Source organism: Actinomadura sp. WAC 06369 (assembly GCF_003947565.1).
Taxonomy (GTDB): domain Bacteria; phylum Actinomycetota; class Actinomycetes; order Streptosporangiales; family Streptosporangiaceae; genus Spirillospora; species Spirillospora rifamycini.
Genome location: NZ_QHJN01000078.1, coordinates 1 through 21,712 on the forward strand (window position 1 = coordinate 1; position 21,712 = coordinate 21,712).

16 protein-coding genes are annotated in these 21,712 nt (G+C 74.1%); all 16 read left to right on the top strand.

Features of this window, described 5'->3' with window-relative positions; all coding sequences use genetic code 11:
- The coding region (locus DMH08_RS41095; RefSeq protein WP_199747928.1) for an SOS response-associated peptidase family protein at positions 1-1,546 on the top strand (1,546 nt) is incomplete at its 5' end.
- Between the two features lie 41 nt (positions 1,547-1,587).
- Positions 1,588-1,998, top strand: a complete 411-nt coding sequence (ndk, locus tag DMH08_RS21310; protein WP_026404351.1) for a nucleoside-diphosphate kinase — start codon at positions 1,588-1,590, stop codon at positions 1,996-1,998.
- Positions 1,999-2,181: 183 nt separating this feature from the next.
- Complete coding sequence (locus DMH08_RS21315; RefSeq protein ID WP_026404352.1) at positions 2,182-3,216, top strand: rod shape-determining protein; 1,035 nt, start codon at positions 2,182-2,184, stop codon at positions 3,214-3,216.
- Positions 3,217-3,267: 51 nt separating this feature from the next.
- Positions 3,268-4,290, top strand: coding sequence for a rod shape-determining protein MreC (mreC, locus tag DMH08_RS21320; protein WP_064743707.1), 1,023 nt, complete (start codon positions 3,268-3,270; stop codon positions 4,288-4,290).
- A 1-nt stretch (position 4,291) separates the two neighbouring features.
- Entirely contained in the window at positions 4,292-4,894 is a 603-nt protein-coding gene (gene mreD, locus DMH08_RS21325; protein ID WP_026404353.1) for a rod shape-determining protein MreD, read from the top strand.
- The gene (gene mrdA / locus DMH08_RS21330) at positions 4,891-6,966 is read left to right on the top strand and encodes a penicillin-binding protein 2 (protein WP_125617272.1); all 2,076 of its coding nucleotides are present in this window, start codon (positions 4,891-4,893) and stop codon (positions 6,964-6,966) included. The genes mreD and mrdA overlap by 4 nt, the downstream gene beginning before the upstream one ends.
- The gene (gene rodA, locus DMH08_RS21335) at positions 6,963-8,147 is read left to right on the top strand and encodes a rod shape-determining protein RodA (RefSeq protein ID WP_125617274.1); all 1,185 of its coding nucleotides are present in this window, start codon (positions 6,963-6,965) and stop codon (positions 8,145-8,147) included. The genes mrdA and rodA overlap by 4 nt, the downstream gene beginning before the upstream one ends.
- Positions 8,148-8,220: 73 nt before the next feature.
- Positions 8,221-10,143, top strand: coding sequence for a TIGR03960 family B12-binding radical SAM protein (locus DMH08_RS21340; protein WP_026404356.1), 1,923 nt, complete (start codon positions 8,221-8,223; stop codon positions 10,141-10,143).
- Between the two features lie 326 nt (positions 10,144-10,469).
- Entirely contained in the window at positions 10,470-11,324 is an 855-nt protein-coding gene (locus DMH08_RS21345) for a TIGR03936 family radical SAM-associated protein (protein WP_064743708.1), read from the top strand.
- Between the two features lie 191 nt (positions 11,325-11,515).
- The gene (locus DMH08_RS21350; protein ID WP_125617276.1) at positions 11,516-14,974 is read left to right on the top strand and encodes an Rne/Rng family ribonuclease; all 3,459 of its coding nucleotides are present in this window, start codon (positions 11,516-11,518) and stop codon (positions 14,972-14,974) included.
- Positions 14,975-15,293: 319 nt separating this feature from the next.
- Complete coding sequence (gene rplU / locus DMH08_RS21355) at positions 15,294-15,608, top strand: 50S ribosomal protein L21 (RefSeq protein WP_026404357.1); 315 nt, start codon at positions 15,294-15,296, stop codon at positions 15,606-15,608.
- Between the two features lie 13 nt (positions 15,609-15,621).
- Positions 15,622-15,879, top strand: coding sequence for a 50S ribosomal protein L27 (gene rpmA, locus DMH08_RS21360; protein ID WP_021595697.1), 258 nt, complete (start codon positions 15,622-15,624; stop codon positions 15,877-15,879).
- 100 nt (positions 15,880-15,979) lie between these two features.
- Positions 15,980-17,374 (top strand): GTPase ObgE, encoded by a 1,395-nt coding sequence (gene obgE, locus DMH08_RS21365; RefSeq protein WP_034519863.1) that lies wholly within the window; start codon positions 15,980-15,982, stop codon positions 17,372-17,374.
- A 19-nt stretch (positions 17,375-17,393) separates the two neighbouring features.
- Positions 17,394-18,506, top strand: coding sequence for a glutamate 5-kinase (gene proB / locus DMH08_RS21370; RefSeq protein ID WP_026404359.1), 1,113 nt, complete (start codon positions 17,394-17,396; stop codon positions 18,504-18,506).
- Positions 18,507-18,514: 8 nt separating this feature from the next.
- The gene (locus DMH08_RS21375; protein WP_267898563.1) at positions 18,515-19,810 is read left to right on the top strand and encodes a glutamate-5-semialdehyde dehydrogenase; all 1,296 of its coding nucleotides are present in this window, start codon (positions 18,515-18,517) and stop codon (positions 19,808-19,810) included.
- 99 nt (positions 19,811-19,909) lie between these two features.
- A complete protein-coding gene (locus DMH08_RS21380) occupies positions 19,910-21,673 on the top strand; it encodes a TIGR03767 family metallophosphoesterase (protein ID WP_026404361.1) in 1,764 nt (587 codons plus the stop codon).
- Positions 21,674-21,712 lie beyond the last annotated feature (39 nt).

Sequence of the window (21,712 nt, forward strand, 5' to 3'; positions counted from 1 at the left end):
CGCGAGGCGCCGCTGCCTGCTGCCCGCCGACGGCTACTTCGAGTGGTACGTCCAGCAGAGCGAGGAGGCGGAGAAGAAGAAGCGGCCGCAGAAGCAGCCGTTCTTCATCCGCCCCAAGGTCGGCGGGCTCCTGGCGGTCGCGGCCGCGGTCCCCGCGAGCGTGCTTGTGCTTCCCGACGCCACCGCCGGGGTCGTCCCGGACGCCGCGGCCGCGCTCGGGTTCGACGGCGGGGACGGCGGGGCCGTCGCGGGCCTGCTGCGCGCCACCGGGCTCGCCCTGCCCGCGCTGGTGGTCGCGGTGCCGCTCGCGGCGCTCGCCGCCCGCCGCTTCCCCGCCTGGACGGTGCTCGCGGCGGGCCTGCTGACGCTCGTGGCGGCGCTCGGCGCGGCACGCGCGGTCGACTCGGTGGCGCTGGCGGGGACGGTCCGCGCCCTGCAGGGCGTCGGGGCGGGCACCGCGCTCCCGGCGGCGCTGGTCCTCGCGTGGGAGCGGGGCGGCCGCGCCCCGGCCGCCGCGTGGGCGGGACTGCTCGCGGCGGCGCTGCTGCTCGCGACGCCGCTCGTGCTGGACGCCGTCCCGCAGCCGCCCGGGGACGACCCCGCGGGGACCGGACGCGACTGGCGCGCGGCCCTCGCGCCCTGGACGTGGCCCGCCGCCGCCGCGCTCGCCGCCGTCCTCGCCCACCGGGCCGCGGCCGGGCGCGCGCCGTCGCCGCTGCCGCCGCCCCGGCGGGCGGAGCGCGGCGGGCTGCTCCTGGCGTCGGCGCCGTGCGCGGCGTTCGCGCTGCTGGCGGTCGTGGCCGCGCACGGCTGGTCGCCCGGGGCGCGGCTCGTCGTCGCCGGCGTCGCGGTCGCGGGGCTGCTCGGCCTCGCGCACGCCGGCACCCGGGACGCGGTGACCGGCAGCCCGTTCGGCTGCGCGATCACGATGGTCGCCGCCGGGCTGCTCGTCCAGCCGGCGGCGGGCCCGCTCGCCGGGATCGCCGCCGCCGAGGCGCACGCCGGGGGAGGCGCGGGCGCGCCGTCCCCGGTGCCGTTCGCCGCCGGGGCCGCGGCGGCGCTCGCGGCGGCGGCGCTGGCCGCGCGCGTCCCGCCGCGCGGCGCCGTCCTCGCCGGGCTCGTGCTGATGGCGGCGGCGCCGCCGCTCGGCGCCGTGCCGCTCGGGACGGGCGCGCCCTGGGCGGCGGCGCCGCTGCTCGTCCCCCTCGGCGCGGGGGCCGGGCTGGCGCTGGCCGCGTCGCTGCGGGACGCGGGCCCGGGCGCCGCGCTGTTCGGGCTGTCGCTGTGCTTCCCGGCGGTGCTCGCGGGGCAGCTCGGCGCGCTGTCGCTGCAGGCGGCGTCGCTGGCGCGGATCCGCCCGGAGACGGACGCGCAGCGGCTCGCCGGGCTCGTCGAGGGGCAGCGCACGTGGCTGCTCGCGGCCGCCGCGGCGGGCGTCGTCGCCGCCGTGCTGGCCGCCCGCGCCGCGCGCGGCGCCCCGGCCGCGGCCCCGGCGGCGGGGCGGCACTGCGCGGCGAACGCCTCCGGGGCTCCGGCGGCCCGGTAGGATTCGCGCGCATATCCCAACCTTCCTGAGGAGAACCACTCGTGTCCGAGCGCACTCTTGTCCTGGTCAAGCCCGACGGTGTCCGCCGCGGCGTGGTCGGCGAGGTCGTCTCGCGGATCGAGCGCAAGGGCCTGAAGCTCGTCGCGCTGGAACTGCGCACCCTCGCCCGCGAGACGGCCGAGGCCCACTACGAGGAGCACGCGAGCAAGCCGTTCTTCGGTGAGCTGGTCGAGTTCATCACCGGCGGCCCGCTGGTCGCGATGGTCGTCGAGGGCCCCCGCGCGATCGAGGCGTTCCGCTCGCTGGCCGGCGCCACCGACCCGGTGAGCGCCGCCCCCGGCACCATCCGCGGCGACTTCGCCCTGGAGATCGGCGAGAACATCGTGCACGGCTCCGACTCGACCTACTCGGCCGACCGGGAGATCAAGCTGTTCTTCCCGGAACTGGGCTGACGACGACCGACGACGCGCGGGCCGGAAACCTCCGGCCCGCGTCTCTTTAACTAAAACAAGCCTGGTCAGCACCCGTTTTTTCGGTGACTCGCGGTCTCGGGGTACCTGCCCTGACAGCCACTCTCGCGTTACGATGGACGCGCCGCTATGAACGCCCGACAATCGTGAAGGGCTCCCTTTTTCATGGGTAACAAGCTGTCGTTTCTCGGCCGTGACATGGCGGTCGATCTGGGCACCGCCAACACGCTGGTCTACGTGCGCGGGCGTGGCATCGTCCTCAACGAACCGTCCGTCGTCGCGATCAACACCAACACGGGGAAGATCGTGGCCGTGGGCATCGAGGCGAAGCGGATGATCGGCCGCACGCCCGGCAACATCGTCGCCGTCCGCCCGCTCAAGGACGGCGTCATCGCCGATTTCGACGTCACCGAGCGGATGCTCCGCTACTTCATCCAGAAGGTCCACAAGCGCCGGCACTTCGCCAAGCCGCGGATCGTGGTGGCCGTCCCGAGCGGGATCACCGGCGTGGAGCAGCGCGCCGTGAAGGAGGCCGGCTACCAGGCCGGCGCCCGCCGCGTCTACATCATCGAGGAGCCCATGGCCGCCGCCATCGGCTCCGGGCTGCCCGTCTACGAGCCGACCGGCAACATGGTCGTCGACATAGGGGGCGGCACCACCGAGGTCGCGATCATCTCGCTCGGCGGGATCGTCACGAGCCAGTCGGTCCGCGTCGGCGGCGACGAGCTCGACCAGGCGATCATCTCCTTCTCGAAGAAGGAATACTCCCTCATGCTGGGGGAACGGACCGCCGAGGAGATCAAGATGGCCATCGGTTCGGCCTATCCCGGCGGCGACGAGGAACCGCACGCCGAGATCCGCGGCCGCGACCTCGTCAGCGGGCTGCCGAAGACCGTCGTGATCTCCGCTGAGGAGGTGCGGCGGGCCATCGAGGAGCCGGTCAACAGCATCGTTGACGCGGTGAAGACCACGCTCGACAAATGCCCGCCCGAGCTTTCGGGGGACATCATGGACCGTGGTATCGCGCTCACCGGCGGCGGCGCGCTGCTGAAGAACCTGGACGAGCGGCTCCGCGAGGAGACCGGCATGCCGATCCACCTCGTCGACAACCCGCTCGACTCGGTGGCGCTCGGCACCGGCAAGTGCGTGGAGGACTTCGAGTCCCTCCGCCAGGTCCTCGTCCCCGAACCCCGTCACTGAGCGCCTCGCGGCACCACTAGGCGGCTCCACTAGAAACGGGGAGGTCCGTGGGTGAGGGACACCCGGCGCACCCGTGTGATCCTCGGCGTACTGCTCGTCGCGGCGCTCACGATGATCACCATCGACCACCGCGGTGGGGACGACTCCCCGCTGCGCGGCCTGCGCGGACTCGGCGCGACGGTGTTCGGACCCGTCGAGCACGCGTCCGCCGCGATCGTCCGGCCGGTCGGCAACACCTTCGACGCGATCACCGACGCGCCGGGGCAGCGCCGCCGCGCCGAACGGCTCGCGCGGCAGAACCAGCGGCTGCGCGAGCAGCTCCGCTCGGCGCGGCTCGACAAGGACCACGCCGAGCAGCTCCGGCGGCTGCTCGGCACCGCCGGGATGGGCGGCTACGAGATCGCCGCCGCGCGGGTGATCTCCGCCGGCCACGGCTACGAGGACACCGTCACCATCGACGTCGGCAGCCGCAGCGGCATCAAGCGCGACATGACGGTGATGAGCGCGCAGGGCCTCGTCGGGCGCGTCACCCGCGTCGGCCCGGCCACCGCGACCGTCCTGCTCGCCACCGACCAGACGTCGTCGGTCGGCGCGCGGCTCGAGGAGTCCAAGGAGATCGGCATCCTGCAGGGCCGCGGCCGGCACGGCCGCGACGCCGACGAGAGCCCGCTGCGGTTCCAGCTCCTCAACGCGGGCGCGCCGATCAAGGTCGGGCAGCGCATCGTCACGTTCGGCTCGCAGGGCCAGCGCCCGTACGTGCCGGGCGTCCCGATCGGCGTCGTCGAACGCATCGAGCAGGGCACCGGCGGGCTCACCCGCACCGCGCACATCCGCCCGTTCGTCCGGTACAGCGCCCTCGACGTCGTCGCCGTCGTCGTCGCGCCGCCCAAGACGGACCCGCGCGACTCGGTGCTGCCGCCGAAGCCGAAACCGACCCCCACGCCCACCCCCACGCCGTCGCGGACGCCGCGGCCGAGCGGATCACCGGGCCCCGGCGCGCCGACCGACGGCGGGACCGAGGCGCGGCCGAGCGGCGAGCGGAGCCCGTCCCCGCAACCGAGCACGGGAGAGTGACGTGCTGAACCCACCGGACCAGTCGCCGGCCGGCCGGAACCTGGTCACCGCGCTGGTCGTCGCGGTCGCGCTGATCCTGCAGGTGTCGGTGGCGAACCGGCTGCCGCTGCCCGGCGGCGTCCAGCCCGACCTGGTGCTGCTCACCGTGGTCGCGCTGGCGCTCGTCGCCGGATCCGGAACCGGTATGACCACCGGTTTCTGCGCGGGCCTCGCCGCCGACATCGTCCCGCCCGCCGACCACACCATCGGGCGCTACGCGCTCGTCTACTGCCTCATCGGCTACCTGTGCGGCACCGCCTCCGAGGGCGTCGACCGCCAGTCCGCCGTGCCGTTCCTCGGCGTCGCCGCGGGAGCCCTCGCCGGCGTCGTCCTGTACGGCGCGACGGGCATGCTGCTCGGCGACCCGCGCGCCGACTGGGGCACCGTGTCCGGCGTCGTCCCGCTGCAGGTCCTGTACACCGTGATCGCCAGCCCGTTCGTGGTGTGGGCGGTGCTGCGCGCCACCCGCCGGTACGAGCGCGGCGAGCGCAGCACCCGCGGCGACCGGTTCTCGGTGCCCGCCGCCCGCTACCGCGCGATGTCCGGACGGAGCGGGAACCTGTGAACCCGCGGACGCACTTCCGGCTCGTCGTCCTGTACGTGCTCGTCGGGGCGCTGCTGCTCGTCCTGCTCGGCCGCCTGTGGACCCTCCAGGTCCTGGACGGCGAGCGCTACGCGTCGATCGCCGCGCAGAACCGCACCCGCGACATCGTCGTCCCCGCCGTGCGCGGCATGATCCTGGACGACCGGGGCCGGCCGCTCGCCCGCAACCAGAGCTCGCTCGTCGTGTCGGTGGACCGGACGGCGCTCGCCCGGCAGGACGACGGCGGCGAGGCGGTCCTGCGGCGGCTCGCGAAGGTCCTCGACCTCGGCTACGAGGACATCCAGCAGAAGATCCGGCTGTGCAGCCCCACCGTGCAGCGGCCCTGCTGGCCCGGATCGCCGTACCAGCCGATCCCCGTGGAGGACGACACCGACCCGCGGGCCGCGCTGCAGATCATGGAGCGCAAGGAAGACTTCCCCGGCATCACCGCGCAGATCCAGCCGAACCGCGTGTACCCGGCGCCGCACGGCGCGACCGCCGTCCAGACCCTCGGCTACCTCCAGCCGATCACCGAGGAGGAGATGGCCGAGCGGGAGGGCATCAAGGTCACCGGGTACAGCGCCGTCGACCTCGTCGGCCGCGCCGGGCTGGAGGGCGAGTACGACGAGGCGCTGCGCGGCGAGGCCGGGTACCGCCGGGTGCTCGTCGACAGCCAGGGCCGCGTCACCGGCGTCGCCGAGGAGCAGGCGCCGACGCCCGGCAACCACCTCGTCACCAGCATCGACGCCGAGGTGCAGGGCGGCGCGGAGAAGGCGCTGAAGGAGGGCATCGACGCCGCGCGCCGCAACGGCAGCCCCGCCGACTCGGGCGCCGCCGTGGTCATGGACGTCCAGACCGGGCGGCTGATCGCGACGGCGAGCTACCCGTCGTACGACCCGAGCGTCTGGACGGGCGGGATCACCCAGAAGAAGTACGACGCCCTCCTCGGCGAGAAGAGCAACAACCCGCTGATCTCCCGGGTCACGCAGGGCATGGGCCCGCCCGGGTCCACGTTCAAGGTGTCGTCGGTCGCCGCCGCGATCCGTGCGGGCTACGACCTGCACGGCACCTACAACTGCCCCGGCTCGTACATGGTCGGCAGCCGCGCGTTCAACAACTTCCAGGGCGCCAACCTCGGCACGATGAACCTGCACACCGCGCTCGTGAAGTCCTGCGACACGATCTTCTACAAGTTCGCGCACGAGATGTGGATGCGCAACGGCGGCCGGAACGCGCCGCTTGACGCGAAGAACCCGATGGTGGAGACCGCCCGCGACTTCGGGTTCGGCTCCCGCACCGGCGTCGACCTGCCCGCCGAGAGCGAGGGCCGCATCCCGGACGCCAAGTGGAAGCGGGAGTACTGGGAGGCCACCAAGGACGCGAGCTGCAAGCACGCCAAGACCGGCTACCCGAACGTCGCCAAGACCGACCCGGCCCGCGCCGCGTACCTCAAGCAGGTCGCCCACGAGAACTGCGCCGAGGGCATGGTGTGGCGCGCGGGCGACGCGGCGAACCTGTCGATCGGGCAGGGCAACGTGATGGTGACGCCGCTGCAGCTCGTCCGCGCGTACGCCGCCCTCGCCAACGGCGGGAAGCTGCACACGCCGCGCATCGGCGTCGCGGTCGTCCGCCCGGACGGCACGGTCGTCCGGAAGATCGACGCGCCGGAGCCGGAGAAGCTCCCGGTGGACGAGAAGGTCCTCGCCTACATGCGGGACGCGCTCGCGGACGTCCCGAAGGAGGGCACGGCCGCCGGGGCGTTCAACGGGTTCGACCTCAAGCGCGTCGCCGTCGGCGGCAAGACGGGCACCGCCGAACGCTGGGGGCAGGAGGACATGTCCTGGTTCGCCTCCTTCGGGCCGGTGAAGAACCCGCGCTACGCCGTCGTGGCGATGGTCTCGCAGGGTGGTTTCGGCGCCTCCACGTCCGGCGTGATCGTCCGCAAGATCTGGGAGGCGATGTACGGGACGAAGGACGTCGAGCCGGCCCTGGACGACGGCCGCCTCCCCACGGAGGTGCCGCGGCTGCCGGCGGCGGAGGGCGCGGCCCCGTGATCACCGGGTCCAAGGCCGGGACGGTCGAGGGGTACGCGACGCGCTCGCGGTGGCGCGGCCGCCTCGCCGCGCTGCGCGGGCTCGACTGGCCGCTGTGCGTGGTGGTGCTGGCCCTCTCGGTGATCGGCGCGCTCCTGGTCCGCTCCGCGACGTTCCACTCGCTGGTCGAGCAGGGCCAGGACCCCAACGGCTTCGTCAAGCGGCACGCGCTCAACATGCTGATCGGGTTCGCGCTCGGCGCCGTCGTGTCCCTGCTGGACTACCGGCTGCTGCGCGCGTACGTCCCGATCCTGTACGGCCTGGCGTGCGCCGGCCTCGTCGCCGTCCTGACGCCGCTCGGCGCGACGATCAACGGGTCGCACTCGTGGATCGTCATCGGCGGCGGGTTCCAGATGCAGCCGTCGGAGTTCGCGAAGGTCGGCCTCGTCGTGCTGCTCGCGATGATCCTCGGCGAGCCCCGGGACGGCGAGATCGGCCCGGGCCCCCGCGACATCCTGTTCGCGCTCGGCCTGGCGGGCGTCCCGGCCGTGCTGGTCCTGCTGCAGCCCGACCTCGGCACCACGCTGGTGTTCATCGCGGTCGTCTTCGGCATGCTGGTGATCTCCGGGACGCGCAAGCGGTGGATCTTCGGGCTGGTCGGCGGCGCCGCGTTCGCGATCTTCTCGGTGTGGTTCTTCGGGCTGCTGGAGGACTACCAGATCGACCGGTTCACGGCGTTCCTCGACCCTGAGGCCGACCCGCGCGGCGCCGGCTACAACGCCCGCCAGTCGCGCATCGCCGTCGGCTCCGGCGGCTGGGACGGCCAGGGCCTCTTCCAGGGCGAGCAGACCAGCGGCAACTTCGTCCCCGAGCAGCAGACCGACTTCATCTTCACGGTCGCGGGGGAGGAGCTCGGCTTCATCGGCGCCGCGGCGATCGTCCTGCTGATCGGCGTCGTCCTGTGGCGGGGCCTGCGCATCGCCGTCCAGGCCGCCGACCTGTTCGGGACGCTCGTCGCCACCGGCGTCGTCTGCTGGTTCGGCTACCAGGCGTTCCAGAACATCGGCATGACGATCGGCCTGATGCCGATCACCGGCCTGCCGCTGCCGTTCGTGTCGTACGGCGGGTCCGCGACGTTCGCGAACATGATCGGCTTCGGGCTGCTGCAGGCAGTCCACCTGCGCCGCCGCCCGTTCGACTGACCGGTTCGACCGGCCGCCCCGGATCGGTAGGCTGGATCGTCCATCCCCTGTCCACTGCACGGAGGACGCCGTCATGCCCATCGAATCGCTCTTCCCGCGGTTGGAGCCCCTGCTCCCCAGCGTGCAGAAGCCGATTCAGTACGTCGGCGGTGAGCTGAACTCGCAGGTCAAAGACTGGGACGACGCCGAAGTCCGGTGGGCGCTCATGTACCCGGACGCCTACGAGGTCGGGCTCCCGAACCAGGGCGTGCAGATCCTCTACGAGATCCTCAACGAGCGCGAGGGCGTCCTCGCCGAGCGCACGTACGCGGTCTTCCCGGACATGGAGGCCGTCATGCGGGAGCACGGCGTCCCGCAGTTCACGGTGGACGCCCACCGTCCCGTCGGGGCGTTCGACCTGTTCGGCGTGTCGTTCTCCACCGAACTCGGCTACACCAACCTGCTGACGGCCCTCGACCTCGCGGGCATCCCGCTGGAGGCGGCCGACCGCACCGACGAGCACCCGGTCGTCGTCGCGGGCGGCCACGCCGCGTTCAACCCCGAGCCGATCGCCGACTTCGTCGACGCCGCCGTCCTCGGCGACGGCGAGGAGATCGTCCTCGCGATCACCGAGGTCGTCCGCGAGTGGAAGGCCGAGGGCCGGCCCGGCGGGCGCGACGGGCTGCTGATGCGGCTCGCGGCGTCCGGCGGCGTGTACGTCCCGCGCTTCTACGACGTCGACTACCTGCCCGACGGCCGGATCAAGCGGGTCGCGCCGAACCGTCCGGGCGTCCCGTGGCGGGTCGAGAAGCACACGGTCATGGACCTCGACCAGTGGCCGTACCCGAAGAAGCCCCTCGTGCCCCTCGCCGAGACCGTGCACGAGCGGTACAGCGTGGAGATCTTCCGCGGCTGCACCCGCGGCTGCCGGTTCTGCCAGGCCGGCATGATCACCCGTCCCGTCCGGGAGCGGTCGATCACCACGATCGGCGGGATGGTCGAGACGGGCCTCAAGCAGTCGGGCTTCCAGGAGGTCGGCCTCCTCAGCCTCTCCAGCGCCGACCACAGCGAGATCGGCGACGTCGCCAAGGGCCTCGCCGACCGCTACGAGGGCACGAACACCTCCCTCTCACTCCCGTCCACCCGCGTGGACGCCTTTAACATCACGCTCGCCAACGAGTTCTCCCGCGGCGGCCGCCGCTCCGGCCTCACGTTCGCGCCCGAGGGCGGCTCGGAGCGCATGCGCAAGGTGATCAACAAGATGGTCACCGAGGACGACCTGATCCGCACCGTCACCACGGCGTACGAGAACGGCTGGCGGCAGGTCAAGCTCTACTTCATGTGCGGCCTGCCCACCGAGGAGGACGAGGACGTCCTCGCGATCGCCGACATGGCGAAGCGCGTGATCGCCGCCGGCCGCGCGGCGACCGGCCGCAAGGACATCCGCTGCACGGTCTCCATCGGCGGGTTCGTGCCGAAGCCGCACACCCCGTTCCAGTGGGCCGCCCAGTGCGACCACGAGACCGTCGACGCCCGCCTCCGCGCGCTCAAGGACGCCCTGCGCGGCGACAAGGAGTACGGGCGCGCGATCGGCCTTCGCTACCACGACGGGCAGCCCTCGGTCATCGAGGGCCTGCTGTCCCGCGGCGACCGCCGCGTCGGCCGGATCATCCGCGCCGTCTGGGAGGACGGCGGCCGCTTCGACGGCTGGAGCGAGCACTTCTCCTTCGAGCGCTGGACGTCCTGCGCCGAGCGGGCCCTCGCCGGCGAGCCCGTCGACCTCGCCTGGTACACCCTCCGCGAGCGCGACGAGGTCGAGGTCCTGCCCTGGGACCACCTCGACGCCGGCCTCGACCGCGAGTGGCTCTGGCAGGACTGGCAGGACGCCGTCGACGAGACCGAGGTCGACGACTGCCGCTGGACCCCCTGCTACGACTGCGGCGTCTGTCCCACCATGGGCACCGAGATCCAGGTCGGCCCCACCGGCAAGAAGCTGCTCCCCCTCTCGGTCGTCTGACCGGGGCCCGAACGGCACGCCGCGGCGGGCCGAGCCGGACGGCTCGGCCCGCCGCCGCACTTCTTCCAGGCCCTTTCGCGTCTCGTGCACCGCGACGGAGACAGGACAGCAGAGATGTGCGGGGCCGGGCGTCGAGCCGGAGCGAAACGGGATCGCGGAGGCCCTCCGGGGCCGTCCCGCGGGGGCCGGGAGTCTCAGTGCGCGGACCGGGCGTCCCTATCGGGGGCGGGGGCACCGTACTCTATAGGGAGACGTTTTCACACTCGGCACGAGTAGGAAGGACGAGAGCCCTGGCACCCAAGCCGGAGGGACCGGCACCGGCCCCCGTGATCCAGCGCCTGCGCGTCCGTTATGCCAAGCGCGGCAGGCTGCGCTTCACGAGCCATCGCGACATCTCCCGGGCCGTGGAACGCGCCGTACGGCGCGCCGGGATACCCGTCGCGTTCAGCGCCGGATTCACCCCCCACCCGAAGATCTCGTACGCGGGTGCGGCGGCGACCGGGGTTGCCAGTGAGGCCGAGTACCTCGAAATCGGGCTTACCGAGACCCGCGACCCTGCGCGGGTGCGGGCCGATCTCGACGCGGCCCTGCCGCCCGGGCTCGACATCGTCGATGTCGTGCCGGTGCGTGCGGGCGGCGCCGGAGACGCGCCGGCCAAGCCCGGCGCGTTCGCCGATCGGCTCGAGGCGTCCCGGTGGCGGATCCGGCTGGACGGCGTGCCCCCGGGCGACGCCGCCGCGGCCGTGGCCGCCTTCCTCGACGCCGACGTCATCGAGGTCGAGCGCCTCACCAAGAAGGGGCGGCGCCGTTTCGACGTGCGCGCCGCCGTCAGCGTGCTCGAGGCGGAGGCCGACGAGCCGGACCGGCGCGCCGCGGAGGCGGCGGATGCCCCTTGTGCGATACTTCGAATGGTTGTTCGGCATTCCACACCCGCCGTTCGACCCGACGACATCCTCACCGGTCTGCGCCAGATCGCCGACCTCGCGCCGCCGTCGCCGCCCATGGTGACCAGGCTGGCGCAGGGGCCTCTGGACGCGGCCACCGGTGGCCTCGGGGATCCCCTGGATCCCGACCGGGAGATCGGCCCGCCGTCCGGCGACGACGCCGCGGCGGCCGGCGGCCCGCAACGGCCGCGGCCCGGGGAGCCCGCGAGCGCGGATGCCGCCGGCGCCCGCCCGTGAGACCGAAGCCGTGGTGACACGGAACCGGTCCGCAGGGACGGTGGGCGCGCCCCCGACGACTTCGTCGGCACCGCCGGACGACGGCGGTGGCGACACCGACTGACGGAGAGTTCCCGTGCGGCGCACCGCACCGATCCGCCGAAGGGCGGAACGCGTGGTCGCGCCCGGGAGCCTGACGGGAGATTGCCCGCATGCTGGAGAACGAAGCCGATTCGGCGCAGGCCGAAGGCACTGAAGACGAGAACACCGCCGCGACCGGGGCGGACGGCACCGGAGGGTCGGGCGTGACGACGCGCCCGCGCCGCCGCGCCAGCCGTCCCGCCGGTCCGCCGCCCGAGGTCGACGAGGAACCCGCGACCCCGCCCGCCGCGCCGGCGGCGGAGACCGCGTCCGAGGACGAGACGGCCGAGGACGAGGACGAGGAGACGGCCGAGGGCACCGGCGAGACGGCCGAAGCCGAGGCCGCGCAGACCGAGGACGCGCAGGACGCGCGGGCGGACGCCGCGCAGGCGGAGAGCGTGCCGGAGGGCGCCGCGGAGGCGGAGCCCGCCGAGGAGCCCGCCGCCGAGGCGGAGGAGCCCGCGGCCGCCGAGGAGCCCGCGCCGCCGAAGAAGACCACCCGCACCCGCGCCCGCAGGAGCACGAAGGCCGCCGAGCCCGCGGAGACCGCCGAGCCCGTCCCGCCGACCGGCGCCGAGACCTCCCCGGAGATCGAGAGCGAGTCCGCGAAGAAGTCGGACGACAAGAACGCCGACGACGAGAAGGCGGACGAGAAGGCCCCCGCGACCCGGACCCGGACCCGCCGCCGCACCGCCGCCGCGAAGACCGCGGAGCCGCCGGCCGAGAGCGCCGCGCCCGCCGAGCCGCCCGCCGAGCCGCCCGCCGCGTCCGCCGAGGTGCCGCCCGCGCCGACCGTCCCGCCCGCCGTCCCGTCCGTTCCGGAAGTCCCCGCCGTCCCGGTGGCCGGGGCGGCGCCCGGCACCGGCGAGGTGTCGGAGACCGAGCCCGCGAGCGGGATCGCCGTGCCCGGCGTGACGTTCCAGCCGCCCATGGTGGTGTTCCAGCCGCCGCAGCCGAAGCCGGAGGACGCCGCCCGCCGCGAGGAGGCGGTCAAGGCCGCCGCCGAGACGGCCGAGCGCGAGGCCGACGAGGAGGTCGACGACCGCGCCGACGACGACTCCGAGGACCGCCCGTCCCGCCGCCGGCGCCGCCGCGGCGGCCGCGGCCGGGGCCGCAACGGCAGGGACGGCGCCGACGACGACGCCCAGGGCGCCGAGGAGGCCGAGGAGGAGCCGGCCCCCGCCGACAAGGGCCGCGCCGACAAGGCCGACAAGACGGAGAAGGCCGACAAGGCCGACAAGTCCAAGGAACGGGCCAAGACCGAGAAGTCCAAGGCGGCGAAGGCCAAGGACGCCAAGGACGCCAAGGAGCAGCCGGAGGAGGCCGAGGCCGACGCCGGGGACCACGACGACGAGTCCGGCCAGGGCGGGACGAGCCGCCGCCGGCGCCGCCGCCGGCGCCGGTCCGGCGGCGACGGGGACGGCGCGAACGGCACCGACGACCCGCCGAACACCGTCGTGCACGTCCGCGAGGCGCGCGCGGTCGAGGACGAGGTCCAGTCCGTGCGCGGGTCCACCCGCCTGGAGGCCAAGAAGCAGCGCCGCCGGGAAGGCCGCGAGCAGGGCCGCCGCCGCCCGCCGGTGATCACCGAGGCGGAGTTCCTGGCGCGCCGCGAGGCGGTCGAGCGGGTCATGGTCGTCCGGCAGGAGGGCGAGCGCACCCAGATCGCCGTCCTCGAGGACGACATCCTGGTCGAGCACTACGTGAACCGCGCGACGCACCAGTCGTACGTCGGGAACGTGTACCTCGGCAAGGTGCAGAACGTGCTGCCGTCGATGGAGGCGGCGTTCGTCGACATCGGCAAGGGCCGCAACGCCGTCCTGTACGCGGGCGAGGTCAACTGGGACGTCGCCGGGCTGGTGGGGCAGCCGCGCCGCATCGAGTCGGCGCTGAAGTCGGGCCAGTCGGTGCTGGTGCAGGTCACCAAGGACCCGCTCGGCCACAAGGGCGCCCGGCTGACCAGCCAGGTCTCGCTGCCCGGCCGCTACCTGGTGTACGTGCCGGACGGCTCGATGACCGGCATCAGCCGCAAGCTCCCCGACAAGGAGCGCAGCCGCCTCAAGCAGATCCTCAAGCGCGTCATGCCCGACAACGCGGGCGTGATCGTGCGGACGGCGGCGGAGGGCGCCACCGAGGAGGAGCTGGCCCGCGACGTGTCGCGCCTGGCGGCCCAGTGGGAGAACATCCAGAAGAAGGTCAAGACCGCGTCGGCGCCGTCGCTGCTGTACGGCGAGCCCGACCTGACCATCCGCGTCGTCCGCGACATCTTCAACGAGGACTTCAGCAAGCTCGTCGTGTCCGGCGCGGGCGCGTGGGACACGGTGTCGGAGTACGTCCAGTACGTCGCCCCGCACCTCGCCGACCGCGTGGAGCGCTGGACGGACGACCAGGACGTGCTGGGCGCGTTCCGCATCGACGAGCAGATCGCGAAGGCGCTGGACCGCAAGGTGTGGCTGCCGAGCGGCGGCTCGCTGGTGATCGACCGCACCGAGGCGATGACGGTCATCGACGTCAACACCGGGAAGTTCACCGGGCAGGGCGGCAACCTCGAGGAGACCGTCACCCGCAACAACCTGGAGGCGGCCGAGGAGATCGTCCGCCAGCTCCGGCTGCGCGACATCGGCGGCATCGTCGTGATCGACTTCATCGACATGGTGCTGGAGAGCAACCGCGACCTGGTGCTGCGGCGCCTGGTCGAGTGCCTGTCGCGGGACCGTACCAAGCACCAGGTCGCCGAGGTCACGTCGCTGGGCCTCGTGCAGATGACCCGCAAGCGCGTCGGCCAGGGCCTGCTGGAGGCGTTCTCGGAGACGTGCGAGTCGTGCAACGGCCGCGGCATCCACGTCCACCTGACGCCGGTCGACCTGAAGGCCGAGAAGGAGACCGGCGGACGGCGCCGCAAGCGCAAGGGCGAGGTCGAGCGGGCCGTCGAGGAGAAGCTGGCGAAGTCGGAGAAGCCGGAGAAGGCGGACGCGAAGGCCGCCAAGGGCGAGCCGAAGCAGGACGCCGCGAAGGCGGAGCCCGCGAAGGGCCGGCGGGGCCGCGCGGCGAAGGCCGCGGAGGCCGAGCCCGCCGAGGCCGCGGCGCCCGCTCCGGCGCCCGCCCCGGAGGAGGCCGCGCCGGTGCGGACGCGCCCGAAGAAGTCGGGCCCGGCCAAGCGCCCGGCCGGGCCGCCGCCGGAGCCGGACGCCGACGAGGCGCAGCCCGCGCAGGCCGCGGTCGAGGCCGCGGAGGCCGCCGCGGAAGCCGCGGACGTCGCGCCCGGCACGCTGGACGCCGCCGAGCCCGAGCCCGTCGCGGTGCAGGCGAACGGTTCGTCGAACGGGCTGTCGAACGGCGCCGCGCCCGCCGCCGCGCCGGACGCCGCCCCGGCCGACGAGGCCCCGGCCGAGCCGGCCGAGGCCGCCGAGCCGGCGGCGCCGGCCGAGGCCGCGGCCGGGGACGGCGACGGCGAGGCGGCCGCGGCACCGCGCCGCCGCACCCGCCGCTCCCGCGTCGCCGCGCAGGCCGCCGACGGCGCCGACGACTGACGGACGGACGGGACGTCCCGGCCCGATCGCACGGGTACGCGCAATGCGCACGCGTTCGCGATCGGGTCAGGACGTCCAGTACACTCGTACTTCGGTGTGGTGACGCGCGCCGACACGAACTCGCACCGCGGTCCCCGTCCGGGGCCCGTCCGGTGCACCCCCCGCCGATCCGGTGGGGACGAGCAGAGAGCGCCGCGGCTTCGGCCCGGCGTGCCGCCTCCGGCCCCGTGCCGGGGGTAGGCCCTCATCCGAGGGCTGGTACAGCCACGCGTGGGACTGGTTCGGTCCAGAAGCACGCGCACGACGAGAGGTTTCCGCGGTGTACGCGATTGTCCGCGCAGGCGGCAGGCAGGAGAAGGTCGCCGTCGACGACGTGCTGACCGTCGACAAGCTGGCCGGCGAGGTGGGCTCGACCGTCACGTTCCCGGCCGTGCTGGTCGTGGACGGCGACCGGGTCGTCAGCTCTTCAGCCGACCTGGCCCGCTACGAGGTGACCGCCGAGATCCTCGGCGCGGTCAAGGGCCCGAAGATCAACATCATGCACTACCGGAACAAGACCGGGTACAAGCGGCGGATGGGGCACCGCCAGCCGTACACCGAGGTCAAGATCACCGGTATCGAGTCCGGAAAGTAAGGAGAGCGGTCACATGGCACACAAGAAGGGCGCATCGTCCAGCCGTAACGGTCGCGACTCCAACGCCAAGCGCCTCGGCGTGAAGCGGTTCGGCGGCCAGGTCGTCAACGCCGGCGAGATCATCGTCCGGCAGCGCGGCACCCACTTCCACCCCGGCCCCGGCGTCGGCCGCGGCGGCGACGACACGCTGTTCGCGCTCGTCGCGGGTGCGGTGGAGTTCCGGCGCTACCGCGGCCGCAACGCGGTCAGCGTCGTCCCGCCGGCGGAGTAGTCCGCTTCGGGAAGAGTCTTTCGCAAGGGGCGGACCGTTCGGTCCGTCCCTTGCGCTGTTTCCAGAGCCCTTCGCGGGGCCGAGCGCAAGGAGAGTCGCCGTGGCCGCTGGTGCGGGATCGGGTGCGCAGTTCGTCGACCGGGTGGTGCTGCACGTCGCGGCGGGCAGCGGCGGGAACGGCTGCGCGTCGATCCACCGCGAGAAGTTCAAGCCGCTCGGCGGCCCGGACGGGGCGAACGGCGGCAACGGCGGCGACGTCGTGCTCGTCGTCGACACCAACGCCGCGAGCCTCCTGGAGTACCACCGGCGCCCGCACCGCCGGGCGGGCAACGGCAGGCCGGGGCAGGGCGGGCACCGGACGGGCGCCAACGGCGACGACGTGGTCCTGCCGGTCCCCGACGGCACCGTCGTCAAGGAGGGCGACGAGGTGCTGGCCGACCTGGTCGGCGAGGGCACCCGGTTCGTGATCGCGCGCGGCGGCCGCGGCGGCCTCGGGAACGCGGCGCTGGCCACCGCCAAGCGCAAGGCGCCGGGGTTCGCGCTGCTCGGCGAGCCCGGCGAGGAGCGCGACGTCGTCCTGGAGCTGAAGAGCGTCGCCGACGTCGCGCTGGTCGGGTTCCCGAGCGCCGGGAAGTCGTCGCTGATCGCCGCGCTGTCCGCCGCGAAGCCGAAGATCGCCGACTACCCGTTCACCACGCTCGTCCCGAACCTCGGGGTGGTGAGCGCGGGCGACACGACGTTCACGGTCGCCGACGTCCCGGGCCTGATCGAGGGTGCCAGCGAGGGTCGCGGCCTGGGGCTGGAGTTCCTCCGGCACATCGAGCGGTCGTCGACGCTCGCGCACGTCCTCGACTGCGCGACGCCCGAGCCCGGCCGGGACCCGCTCAGCGACTTCGAGGTCATCGAGCGCGAACTGCAGGCGTACGACCGGGTCCTCGGCGACCGCCCGCTGTCGGACCGCCCGCGGCTGGTGGTGCTGAACAAGGTGGACGTCCCGGACGCGCGCGACCTCGCCGAGCTCGTCCGCCCGGAGTTCGAGGCGCGCGGCCTGCGCGTGTTCGAGGTGTCCGCGGCGACGCACGAGGGCCTGCGGGAGCTGTCGTTCGCGCTGGCCGCGATGGTGGCGGAGCACCGCGCGAGCCTGCCCCCGGCGGAGCCGACCCGCATCGTGATCCGGCCGGAGCCGGTCGGCGGCGGCGCGGAGTTCGAGGTGAAGCCGATGGGCGCGAACACCTACCTGATCACCGGGGCGAAGCCCGTCCGGTGGCTGCGGCAGACCGACTTCCAGAACGAGGAGGCCGTCGGGTACCTCGCCGACCGCCTGGCGCGGCTCGGCATCGAGGACGCCCTGCGCGAGGCGGGCGCCGAGGCGGGCGCGACCGTCATGATCGGCACCGTCGACGACTCGGTGGTGTTCGACTGGGAGCCCGACATCCCGGCCGGGGAGGCCGCCGCGGGCCCGCGCGGCACCGACCGCCGGCTCGACGGCCGCTGACCGGGGGGAGGGGACGCAGGTGACCGAACGCGCGGGGATCGCGAAGGCCCGCCGGATCGTGGTCAAGGCGGGCTCGTCGTCGCTGACCACGCCGCAGGGGACGATCGACGCCGCCCGCATCGACGCCCTCGTGGACGTGCTGGCGGCCCGCCGGGACGCGGGCGCGGAGATCGTGTTCGTGTCGTCGGGGGCGATCGCGGCCGGGCTCGGCCCGCTCGGCCTGACGCGGCGCCCGTCCGACCTCGCGACGCAGCAGGCGGCGGCCAGCGTCGGGCAGGGCGCGCTGTTCGCCCGGTACACGTCGTCGTTCGCCCGGTACGGCGTCACGGTCGGGCAGGTGCTGCTGACCGCCGACGACATGATGCGCCGCTCCCACCACCGCAACGCGCAGCGGACGCTCGCGCAGCTCCTCGCGCTGGGGGTGCTGCCGATCGTCAACGAGAACGACACGGTCGCCACGGACGAGATCCGGTTCGGCGACAACGACCGGCTCGCGGCGCTCGTCGCCCACCTGACGCGCGCGGACGCGCTCGTCCTGCTGTCGGACGTGGACGCCCTGTACACGGGCGACCCGCGGCAGCCGGGCGCCCGCCGCATCACCGACGTCCGGTCCCCGGCCGACCTGGACGGGGTGAAGCTCGGCGGGTCGGGGCGCGTCGGGACGGGCGGCATGGTCACCAAGGTGGAGGCGGCCCGGATCGCGGGCATCCCGGTGGTGCTGACGAACGCCGCGTCCGCCGCGCGCGCCGTCGCGGGCGACCCCGTCGGCACGCTGTTCCACCCGGCGGACGACCGCCGCCGCGCCACCCGGCACCTGTGGCTGGCGCACGCCACGACCGGGCAGGGCCGCATCGTGCTCGACCCGGGCGCCGTCGACGCGGTCGTCCGGCGGGGCAAGTCGCTGCTGCCCGCGGGCGTCACGGGCGTCGAGGGCGACTTCGCGGCGGGCGACCCGGTCGACCTGTGCGGCGCGGACGGCGCGGTCGTCGCGCGCGGCCTGGCGAACTACGACGCGTCGGAGATCCCCGACCTGATGGGCCGCTCCACCCGCTGGCTGGCGCGGGAGCTGGGCCCCGAGTACGAACGCGAGATAATCCACCGCGACCACCTCGTGGTGCTGACCGACCGCTGACCCCAGTGATTCGACCCGGAGAGGAACGTCGGATGAGCGAGCAGGACCGGGAACGCGAGGAGTTCCTGCGGGTGGCGCGCACCGCCCGCGACGCCGCCGCGGGGCTGGCGCCGCTGCCGCGCGCCGCGAAGGACGCCGCGCTGCACGCGATCGCGGACGCGCTGGTGGCGGAGGCCGCGCGGATCATCAAGGCGAACGAGGCGGACGTCGCGCGGGCCCGCGAGAACGGCACCCCCGAGTACATGATCGACCGGCTGAGCCTGTCGGCGGAGCGGATCGCCGCGGTCGCCGAGGCCGTCCGGGAGGTCGCGGCGCTGCCGGACCCGGTGGGGGAGACGGTGCGCGGGAACGTCCTGCCGAACGGTCTGGAGCTGCGCCAGATCCGGGTGCCGCTGGGCGTCGTCGGGATCATCTACGAGGGCCGTCCGAACGTCACGGTGGACGCCGCCGCGCTGTGCCTGAAGAGCGGGAACGTCGCGATGCTGCGCGGCTCGTCGTCGGCGTACGAGTCGAACTCGGTGCTGGTGGCGGTGATGCAGGAGGCGCTGCGGGGCACGGACGTCCCGGGGGACGCGGTGCAGCTCGTCCCCGGCACGTCCCGTGAGTCGGTCAAGCACCTGATGCGCGCGCGCGGGCTCGTGGACGTGCTGATCCCGCGGGGCGGCGCGTCGCTGATCAACTCGGTCGTGGAGGAGTCGACCGTCCCGGTGATCGAGACCGGGGTGGGGAACTGCTCGGTGTACGTCGACGCCGCCGCCGACCTGGACGTGGCGCTGGACATCCTCGTGAACTCGAAGACGCAGCGCCCGTCCGTCTGCAACGCGGCGGAGACGTTCCTGGTGCACGCGGACGTCGCCGACGCGTTCGTCCCGCGCGCGCTTGCGGCGCTCAAGGAGAAGGGCGTCACCGTCCACGGGGACGAGCGGATCCGCTCGCTCGGTGACGGCGTCGTCGAGGCGACCGAGGACGACTGGTACGCCGAGTACCTCTCGCTCGACATCGCCGCCCGCGTCGTCGGCTCCTTGGACGACGCCGTCGCGCACATCCGCCGGTACGGGTCGGGCCACACGGAGGCGATCGTGACGACGTCACAGTCCGCCGCGCGCCGCTTCACCTCGCTCGTCGACTCGGCGGCCGTGATGGTGAACGCCTCGACCCGGTTCACCGACGGCGGCGAGTTCGGCTTCGGCGCGGAGATCGGCATCTCCACGCAGAAGCTGCACGCGCGCGGCCCGATGGGCCTGCCGGAGCTGACCTCGACGAAGTACGTCGTCACGGGCGACGGGCACCTGCGCGGGGCCTGACCGGCCGTCCGGTCCGGCGGCGGCTGATCCGAGATCCGTTCATCTATGTGACATCTCGGGGCTTGATGTCACTCATGTCCGTGTGATCTGATCCACAGCGTGACTCGTGAGATCAGCCGCCGCCGCGTCCTGCGGGGCGCCGCCCTGGGGGCGGGGATCGCCGCCACCGGGCTCACCGCCTTCCCGGCCCGCGCCGCCGCCGTCCCCCGCCTGCGCGGCCCGGTCGCCGGCACCACCCTCGACCGCACCTACCTCCTCGGCGCCCCGGGCGCGGGCGGCTACCGCCGGGTCGTCGCCGGCCCGGGCGAGCCGCACGTCCTGCGCCGCGACCTCGGCGGCACCGCGTCGCCCGGCCGGGCCGCGCGCCGCCGCGGCGTCCTCGCCTTCGGGCACCTCACCGACGTCCACGTGATCGACGCGCAGTCCCCGGCGCGCGTCGAGTTCGTCGACCGGTTCAAGGACGCCCTGAGCGTCCTGCCCGTCGAGGGGGCGTACCGGCCGCAGGAGATCCTGTCCACGCACGTCGCCGAGGCCATGGTCCGGTCGATGAACGCCGTCGGGCGCGGCCCCGCGACCGGCCTCGACCTCGCGTTCGTCATCAACACCGGGGACGCGGCCGACAACGTCCAGTACAACGAGATCCGCTGGATCATCGACCTCCTCGACGGCGGGCGCGTCCGCCCCGACTCCGGCGACCCGAACCGGTACGAGGGCGTCATGGACCTCGCCGCCTACGACCGCGCCTACTGGCACCCCGAGGGGCCGCCGCCCGGCGCCGAGGCCGACCTGCCGACGGTCCGGCACGGGTTCCCGCAGGTCCGGGGCCTCGTGGACGCCGCCCGCCGCCCCTTCCGGGCGACCGGCCTGCGGGCGCCCTGGTACGCGGTGTTCGGCAACCACGACGGCCTGGTCCAGGGCAACCTGCCCATCAACCCGCTGGTCACCGCGCTCGCCACCGGCGGCATCAAGATCGGCGCCCCGGCCGACGACGCGCAGGCGCAGCGGCTCGCCCGCATGATCACCGACGGGGACGGGCGCGAGCTGGTGCGGCTGAGCCGCGCCCGCGGGGCGTCCGGCGGCGGCCTGTTCCGCCCGGTCACCCCCGACCCGGACCGCCGGATGCTGTCGCGCGCCGAGGTCGTCCGCGAGCACTTCCGCACGAGCGCGCCCCTGCGCGGCCACGGCTTCACCTCCGCCAACCTCCGCGACGGGACGGCGTACTACGCGTTCGACCAGGGCGTCGTGCGGGGCATCGCGCTCGACACCGTCAACCCCAACGGCTACTCCGAAGGCTCCCTCGACCGCGCCCAGCTCGCCTGGCTGGAGGACGAACTCAAGGCCGGCAGCCGCCGCTACCGCGACGCCCGCGGCGAACTCGTCGCGCACGACGTCCGGGACCGCCTGTTCGTCCTGTTCAGCCACCACCCGATCGCCTCCCTCGGCAACCCGCTCGGCGGCGACCGGGTCCTCGGCGACGAGGTGGAGGCCCTCCTCCTGCGCTACCCGAACGTCGTCCTGTGGGTGAACGGCCATACCCACCGCAACGAGGTCATCCCGCACGCCCGCGAGGGCGGGTCCGAGCCGGGCGGGTTCTGGGAGGTCAACACGGCCGCGCACATCGACTTCCCGCAGCAGAGCCGCATCGTCGAACTCGCCGACAACGGCGACGGCACCCTGTCGGTCTTCGCGACCGTCCTCGACTCGGCCGGGCCCGCCGCGCACGGCGGCCGCATCGGCGACCCCGTCCGGCTCGCGTCGCTCGCCCGCGAACTCGCCGGCAACGACTGGCAGGACGCGCCGGACGAGCGGCGCGGCGGCGCCGACGACCGCAACGTCGAACTCCTCGTCCCCAAACCGTTCTAGGCGTCCGGCCCCTCCAGGCGCCCCGGACGCCGAAAGGGC